At 70.8% G+C, this 7,752-nt stretch carries 6 protein-coding genes; 3 read left to right on the forward strand and 3 right to left on the reverse strand.

What is annotated here, in order from left to right; translation table 11 throughout:
* Positions 1-1,175, forward strand: a 1,175-nt coding sequence (locus tag CCS38_RS02275; RefSeq protein WP_223731487.1) for a glycosyltransferase family protein, incomplete at its 5' end; no start/stop codon positions are given.
* A gap of 160 nt (positions 1,176-1,335) precedes the next feature.
* Here CCS38_RS02275 and recQ read toward each other — a convergent pair.
* A complete protein-coding gene (gene recQ / locus CCS38_RS02280; RefSeq protein WP_223731488.1) occupies positions 1,336-3,444 on the reverse strand; it encodes a DNA helicase RecQ in 2,109 nt (702 codons plus the stop codon).
* A gap of 179 nt (positions 3,445-3,623) precedes the next feature.
* Complete coding sequence (locus CCS38_RS02285; protein WP_223731489.1) at positions 3,624-4,358, reverse strand: VC0807 family protein; 735 nt, start codon at positions 4,356-4,358, stop codon at positions 3,624-3,626.
* A gap of 146 nt (positions 4,359-4,504) precedes the next feature.
* On the opposite strand from CCS38_RS02285, the gene CCS38_RS02290 reads away from it, so the two are divergent.
* Positions 4,505-5,086: a PadR family transcriptional regulator gene (locus CCS38_RS02290; protein ID WP_223731490.1), complete on the forward strand. Its 582-nt coding sequence runs from the start codon at positions 4,505-4,507 to the stop codon at positions 5,084-5,086.
* A gap of 140 nt (positions 5,087-5,226) precedes the next feature.
* On the forward strand, positions 5,227-6,312 hold the full coding sequence (locus tag CCS38_RS02295) for a terpene synthase family protein (RefSeq protein WP_223731491.1): 1,086 nt from the start codon (positions 5,227-5,229) through the stop codon (positions 6,310-6,312).
* 561 nt (positions 6,313-6,873) lie between these two features.
* On the opposite strand, the gene CCS38_RS02300 is transcribed toward CCS38_RS02295, so the two are convergent.
* Positions 6,874-7,665, reverse strand: coding sequence for an ABC transporter permease (locus tag CCS38_RS02300; protein WP_223731492.1), 792 nt, complete (start codon positions 7,663-7,665; stop codon positions 6,874-6,876).
* Positions 7,666-7,752: the final 87 nt, after the last annotated feature.

Below are 7,752 nucleotides of genomic sequence, written 5' to 3' on the forward strand. Positions count from 1 at the left end.
CGGGCGTGGCGGCGGGGCTGGTCTTCCCGCTGCTGCCGCTCGTACAGGAGTACGCGCAGGAGGGCCGGTCGTACGCGCTCGTCTGCGCGCTGGTCACGTGGTCCACGTACTTCCTCGTCCGGGCGCTCGCCGCGAGCCCTGCCGTCGTGGACGCGCGGCGACTCGGGCTGTTCGGTGTGGCCGGTGCCGCGCGGCGCTGGTGGACCGCGTACGTGGTCGTGACGTCGGCCGCCTGTCTGCTGCACGAGTTCGCCGTGCTGGTGCTCGCGGCGCACGGTGTGACGGTGGTGCTGGCCGGCATGCCGGGCGCGGTCCGCGGCGCCGTCCGCCGTACCTGGCTCATCGCCGCCGGGGTGGTGGCCGCCGGTCTCGCGCCGCTCGCGCTGTTCAGCACGGGGCAGTCGGCCCAGCTCAGCTGGGCCCTGTGGCCCGATCCCGTGGAGTTGGTGACCTTCGGGGTGCTGGCGGTGGTGGGCGTGGTCTGCGCCCGCGTACCGGTACGGACGCGTGGGCCGGTCCGGCTGCGAGAGCTCGCGCTGCCGCTGCTGATCGTGCCGCCGGCTGCGCTGATGCTGCTCTCCCAGCTCCAGCCGATGTTCGTCGACCGCTACGTCCTCTATTACGTTGTCGGCTTCGCCCTCCTGATGGGCTCCGCCCTGGACCGGGCGTTCCGGCCGCTCGCGGGCGTCGGCCGGGCCCGCAAGCGGCGTGCGGTGTGGGCGCTGGTGGCCGTGCTGGTGGCGCTGCTGCCCGTCGCCGTCCACCTGCGCACTCCGGAGAGCCGTAAGGACGACGCCACCGCCGTCGTCCAGGCCCTACGGGCGGTGGCGGAGCCCGGTGACGGGCTGCTCTTCATGCCGGCCAGGCGGCGGGTGTGGACCCTGTCCGAGCCGGAGCGGTTCCGCGACCTGACCGACCTGGCCCTGTCCCGGGCGCCGGACTCCTCGCGCTCGCTGTACGGCACGGAGGTGCCCGCCGACCGCATCCGGAGCCGGATGCTCGGCACCGCGCGCATCGTCGTGCTCGGCGACCCGCGCGGCGAGCCGCAGGACGAGACCTCCGGGGAGATCGTCAAGCGCACCACCCTCCGCGCCGCCTTTACCCCGTGCCGCACCCAGGACGTCACGGGCGCGCGCATCACGCTGTACGCCCGCCCGGGCCACTGCGACGACTGAAACGGCGGGGGCTGACGGCAACGGGGCTTACGGCACGGGGAACTGGCCGCGCCACCACCGGCGGCCCGCGCGGGGCTGACGGCGCCGGAGGCTTACGGTGCCGGGAGCCGACTGCGGTGTGGGCTGGGCCCGTCCGTCGCGCCCTTCGTCTCCTCCAGTCCTACCAGTCGTCCATGGGCGGCTCTTCCATGTCCCAGTCCCAGGGCACCTCGGAGTCAGGAGCAGCGGCCTTCCCGCCGACCGTGGCAGCGGCGGCGGCCGCCACCGGGGCTCCGGCGGCCGGGGCACCAGCCGCCGGGGTACCGCCCGCCGGGGCACCACCTGCCGGCGTGCCGCCCGCCGGGGCATCAGCCGCCGGGCCGTCGGCGAGGACCTCCAGGATCGACTCGCCGTACTTCGCGAGCTTGTTCTCGCCGACGCCGTTGACCTTGCCCAGTTCGGCCGTGGTGGACGGCCGGGCCGTGGCGATCTCGCGGAGCGTGGCGTCGTGGAAGATCACATACGCCGGGACGCCCTGCTCCTTCGCGGTCGCCCCGCGCCACGCCCGCAGCGCCTCGAATACCGGCAGCAGCTCCGCCGGCAGATCGACCGGCGCGCGCTTGCCCTTCGCGGCCTTCGCCCTGGCCGCCCGGGCCGGCTTCTCCGGCTCGCGCCGCAGCAGGACCTGGCGGTCCCCGCGCAGCACCTCACCACTCGTCCCGGTCAGCACCAGCGTGCCGTAGTCACCCTCGACCGCCAGCAGCTGCTGCGCCAGCAACTGCCGTACGACGCCCCGCCAGTCGGCCTCCCGCAGGTCGGCCCCGATCCCGAACACGCTCAGCGCGTCATGGTCGAACTGGATGACCTTGGCGGTCTTCCGGCCCATCAGGATGTCGACGATCTGGCCCGTGCCGAACTTCTGCCCGCGCTCGCGCTGCAGCCGGACGATCGTCGACAGCAGCTTCTGCGCGGGCACCGTGCCGTCCCAGGACTGGGGCGGCGCCAGGCACGTGTCGCAGTTGCCGCAGGGCTTGCTCTGCTGGCCGAAGTACGCGAGCAGCCGCACCCGCCGGCACTCCACCGTCTCGCACAGGGCGAGCATCGCGTCGAGGTGCGCGGCCAGCCGCCGCCGGTGCGCCTCGTCGCCCTCGGAGCCGTCGATCATCTTCCGCTGCTGGACCACGTCCTGCAGGCCGTACGCCAGCCAGGCCGTGGACGGCAGGCCGTCCCGTCCGGCGCGGCCGGTCTCCTGGTAGTACCCCTCCACCGACTTCGGCAGATCGAGATGGGCCACGAAGCGCACGTCCGGCTTGTCGATGCCCATCCCGAACGCGATGGTGGCGACGACCACGAGGCCGTCCTCGCGGAGGAAGCGCGACTGGTGATGCGCGCGCGTACGCGGGTCGAGGCCGGCGTGGTACGGCACGGCGGCGATGCCGTTCTCCACCAGGAACTGGGCGGTCTTCTCCACGGAGGCGCGGGAGAGGCAGTACACGATGCCGGCGTCCCCGGCGTGCTCTGTACGCAGCAGGTCCAGCAGCTGCTTCTTCGGCTCGCTCTTGGACGCGATGCGGTACTGGATGTTCGGCCGGTCGAAGCTGGCGACGAAGTGCCGGGCCTGCTCCATCCGCAGCCGCGACGTGATCTCGGTGTGGGTGGCTTCGGTGGCCGTGGCGGTGAGCGCGATCCGGGGGACGTCGGGCCAGCGCTCGTGCAGCATCGACAGGGCGAGGTAGTCGGGGCGGAAGTCGTGGCCCCACTGGGCGACGCAGTGCGCCTCGTCGATGGCGAAGAGGGAGATCTTCCCCCGGTCCAGCAGGCCGAGCGTCTGCTCCACGCGCAGCCGCTCCGGCGCGAGGTAGAGCAGGTCCAGCTCGCCGGCCAGGAACTCCGCCTCCACCAGGCGGCGCTCCTCGAAATCCTGCGTGGAATTCAGGAATCCGGCGCGCACGCCGACCGCGCGCAGCGCGTCGACCTGGTCCTGCATGAGCGCGATCAGTGGGGAGATGACGACGCCCGTGCCGGGCCGCACGAGGGAGGGGATCTGGTAGCAGAGCGACTTGCCGCCGCCGGTCGGCATGAGGACGACGGCGTCGCCGCCGCCGATGACGTGCTCGACGATCTCCTGCTGGCTGCCGCGGAACGCGTCGTACCCGAAGACCCGGTGCACGACCTCCAGCGCCTCACCGCCCGGGGCCCCGCCGGCCCGCGCATTCTCGCCTCGGTCCGGGCCGGCGCCTGCGCCCGCGCCACCCGGATCCTGGTCCAGCCCACCGTCCACGTCGTTCATGCCAGGCAGCTTACGAGCCCGACCCATCCCGCCGCTGAGCCTGTGGATAACTCCCACCGGCCGAGACGGTCAGGGAGCGGTCGGCCGCCGAACGGCGTGGGCGATGTCACGCGAAACACAGGACCGGGACCGGGCCCCGCCCGAGGACTGTCCGGCTGCGGCCGCTGCTCCTCGGCCGCCTACTGGGCGGTGCGGCGGGTGGCCAGTCTGCGGTGGATGACGGTGTAGAAGGTGAGCAGGACGAAGGTGGCGATCTGCATCAGGCCGGAGAGGCCGGTGGCCGCGTCGAGCGGCAGCAGGTAGATCATCGGGAGCCTGATGACGGCCTCGGTCAGCAGGCCGATGCCCCACACGCAGGTCATGATCGTTACCGTGCGCCGGAACGCGGGCTCATCGGCCCACCGCTGGTCGAGTTCGGCCCGGGCCCGCGCCGTGCGGCCCTGTGTGCGGCGAATGACGGCGAAGATCATCGGCCGTCCGGCCACCGCCGTACCGAGGAAGATCAGCCCCGCGAGGCCGGTCGGTACCGAGTCCTTGGCCAGTACGAACCGCGCGTCACCGCTCACGAAGGACAGCAGTAGGCCGACGCCCCATACGGAGAGCATGAACGCCGCGAACACATCGAAGCGGCGCGGGAGAAGCGCCACGTATGCCACGCGGAGCGCGGCCGCGAGCGTGGCGCCGAGCATCGAGACGTACGCACTAGCCCCGAACGCGCGCAGGGCGTAGTACACGCCGATCGACAGCCCCACGTCCCAGACGAGGGTCGAGACCGTCTGCCACAGGCCGGTCGACCACCGCTCGCCGGCCTTCTGCTCGTCGGCCTTCTGCTCGTCGGCCTCCGCCGACTGTTCTGACGCCGTCTTCGATACTAGTCCCGGTCCCGACCCCATGGTCTCCGCCCCCGTATGCACCGTTGCTCTCCTCGCCTTCACGCACTCTCACTTAGACATGTAGAAACTGACACGTGCCCTGCCACGTGTCAACTTTTACCTGTCGTTCGACTAAAGTGATCGCAGCAAGGAGACGGGGCGGAGAGCCGAAGAGGCGGAGAAGCGCGATGTCGCTGCGGTACGCACTGCTGGGGCTGCTGGCCGACGAGGCCGGCAGCGGCTACGAGCTGACCAAAAAATTCGAGCGGAGCCTCGACCGGTACGCCTGGCACGCCAAGCACAACCAGGTCTACCAAGAGCTCAACCGGCTGGCCGCCGACGGCCTCGCCGAGGTCGTCGAGGAGGGCGCGCGCGGCCGCAAGACGTACGCGATCACCGAGACCGGCCGCGCGGACCTGCGGCAATGGCTGCTGAACCCGCCCCGTAACCCGGTCGTACGGAACGAGTTCGTACTCCGGCTCTTCCTCCTCTTCGCGCTGGACCCGAAGGAGGCACGCGCCGTGCTCACCGAGTACGCCGCGGCCACCCAGCGCGATCTCGACGCCCTGACCGCCCTGGTGGAGTCCGCGGACGTCGACCCGGCCGACGGCGCACTGCCCGATCCCCTCGCCTTCGGCCACCTCGCCGCCGGCTTCGGCCTCCACATGCTCCCCGCCTCACGCGACTGGGCCCACTGGGCCATCGCCCAGATCGACAACCGGATAAGGGAGGAGAAGGGGGAAGGCGAGGACCGGACCCGCGGCGCGTGACCGTCAACCTCGGACAACTTCTGCCCTGTTAGGGGGGAATGCCTGCCAGGGGCATGTAGGTCGCGGGTGCCCGACGGCGACCGTTGCAGGATGAGGTCCGTTCGTGCCGTCGTCGTCAGCAAGGGCAAGAGGTGCTGTTCATGGCCATGACCGTCAACGAGATCGATCTCCCACCGATCTTCTGCCCCCTGGAATCCGCCCGGCACCGGCGTGCCCACCTCGTTGACGAACGGGCCAAGGAATGGATCCGGACCAGCCCCATGTGCGCGACCGACGAGGAGCGCACGTGGGTCACCGCGACGTGCAGTACCGACTTCTTCGCCCGCTTCGCGCCCGACGCCGCCACCGACGACCGCCTGCTCTGGACCTCCCTATGGGTGTACTGGGGCTTCGCCTTCGATGACAACCGGTGCGACAACGGCCCGCTCAGCACCCGGCCCGCCGCCTTCAGCGCGCTGGCCGGCCGTGTCCAGCGCGCGCTGGAGGCGCCGTCCGCGCGGGACGAGTCGGACGGGTTCATCCCGGCCCTGCAGGAGATCGCGGCACAGTTCAGGTCCTTCGGCACTCCCCTCCAGGTGCGGCGGTTCGCCGCCGCCCACCGCGCCTGGCTCTCCGGCGTGACCTGGCAGATCGGCAACGCCGCGGTCGGCCGGATGCCGGGCCTGGACGAGTACGTTGCCATGCGGCTGCTGTCCGCGGGCGGAGAACCGCCGTTCGCCATGCTGGAGCTGGCCACCGGCCAGGAGGTGCCCGCCCAGGACATGGAGCGGCCGGCCGTCCGCGCGCTCACCGAGATGGCCATCATGGTCGCGGCGCTGGACAACGACCGGCACTCCCTCCGCAAGGAGTTGGTCCGCGGCCAGACCGATCAGAACGTCTACAGCGTGCTGATGCACGAGACGGGACTGCCGCTCCCGGAGGCCGTCGCGGCCGCCACCCGGCTGCGGGACCGGGTACTGCTGCGCTTCATGGCCGTGCACGACCGGGTGCGTCCGGGGGCCGGACTGGAGCTGAGTACTTACCTCCAGGGGCTGCGGTACGGGATTCGGGGCAACGCGGAGTGGGGGCTCCGGGTGCCGCGTTACCTGAGCCTGGGGCGTGTACCGGACCCCATGGACGAGGCGCCCTTGGAGTGGGCCGAATCGCCCGCGGACGATGACCGATCGGCGCCCCGGGGGCTGCCCACGGTGGCGTGGTGGTGGGACGACGCGCTGCTCGGAGTTTGAGAATCTCCTCTCGGTTTGCGGGCCGTCTCTCAGTTTTTCACGAAAATCGATTTTCTACTGTCCTGCCAACTCCCCTTGTTTTCCAGGCCCGCCGTACCCCTTTGAGGGAAGAAACGCGGAAACTCCGGGAACCCCGTGATTGCGGCCGGTGCCGCTATTAAGGTTTCGGTGTCCGGCAGAAATCCCGCCCCACACAAGGAGAATTCATGTCGTTCCTGCGACGTGCCGCGGCCGCATCCGTGATCGCTGTCGCCCTCGCCACGTGCGGAGCCGCTCCGTCCGCGCTGGCTGCCCCGTCGACATCGTTCGCGTCGTCCGGGTCCACGTCGTCCGCGGTTCCTTCGGACGGAGAGCCCGGCGCTCGCCCGATCCAGATGGGCCCGTTCATGTTCCCCTCCACGGGCCAGCTCCAGGGCGGTTTCGGCTGGAACACCTCGGGTGGTGGGTACTGAGGCCGGTACAAGTACCGGCAAGACGCGGTGAGGTGGGTCCGGCGGTCGCGCCGGGCCCACCTCATTGTCGTGCCTGTTCCTCACTGTCGTGCTTGTTCACATTCTGTGCTCAGCGCTTGAGTGTCGCCGCGCTGGCGAGCAGTACGACGATCACGCACCCCAGGATCAGCAGTGCGTCCCGTACGAAGAGGCCGGTCACGCCATCGTGCCGGGCGGCCTCGCCGGCGGCCTGGACCGCGTACGTCATCGGCATCACCTTGGCCACCGCCGAGAGCCCGTCGCTCATGTCCTCGCGCGGCACGAACAGCCCGCATACGAGGAACTGCGGCAGCACCCCGGCCGGCAGGAACTGCACCGCCTGGAACTCGTTCCGTGCGAAGGCGCTGACCAGGAGGCCCAGCGCCAGCCCGAGCAGCGCACCCAGCATCGCGATGATCATGAGTAGATACGGCGGCCCCTTGATGTCCAGCCCGAGCGGCCCCACGGAGAGCAGCGTCGCCAGTACGGCCTGGAGCAGCGCCAGGAAGCCGAACGCCAGGCTGTAACCGAGCACGATGTCCAGCCGCTGCACCGGCATGGTCAGCAGCCGCTCGGCGGTGCCCGAGGTGCGCTCGCGCAGCGTCGAGACCGAGGCGACCAGGTACATCACGATGAGCGGGAAGATCCCGAAGACCTGCGGACCGATGCGCTCGAAGGCGCCGTCCGCGTCGTCGAACATCAGCTTGAGGATCACCATCAGCATGCACGGGATCGCGAGCATGAGCGCGACGCTGCCGCGGTCGCGGGCGATCTGCTGCAGCACCCGTTGCGCGGTGGCGAGGGTGATACCCGGGGTGAGCGGCAGGGCGCGGGCGGTGCGGACCGCCCGGGACACGACCGACGGCCGGTACTCGGTTCTCACGTTATGGACCTCGGCACTCGGTTGCGAAGAATGACGCGTGGGGGTCGGGGAGCAGGTCACCGTCGAAGAGCGGCTGGGCGAAGAGGG

It is taken from the genome of Streptomyces purpurogeneiscleroticus, assembly GCF_020024005.1.
Lineage (GTDB): Bacteria > Actinomycetota > Actinomycetes > Streptomycetales > Streptomycetaceae > Streptomyces > Streptomyces purpurogeneiscleroticus.

Excerpts from the sequence above, each read along its gene's own strand:
- CCS38_RS02295 (WP_223731491.1), top strand. The coding sequence starts at position 5,227 with ATGGCCATGACCGTCAACGAGATCGATCTCCCACCGATCTTCTGCCCC.
- recQ (WP_223731488.1), bottom strand. The coding sequence starts at position 3,444 with ATGAACGACGTGGACGGTGGGCTGGACCAGGATCCGGGTGGCGCGGGC.
- CCS38_RS02290 (WP_223731490.1), top strand. The coding sequence starts at position 4,505 with ATGTCGCTGCGGTACGCACTGCTGGGGCTGCTGGCCGACGAGGCCGGC.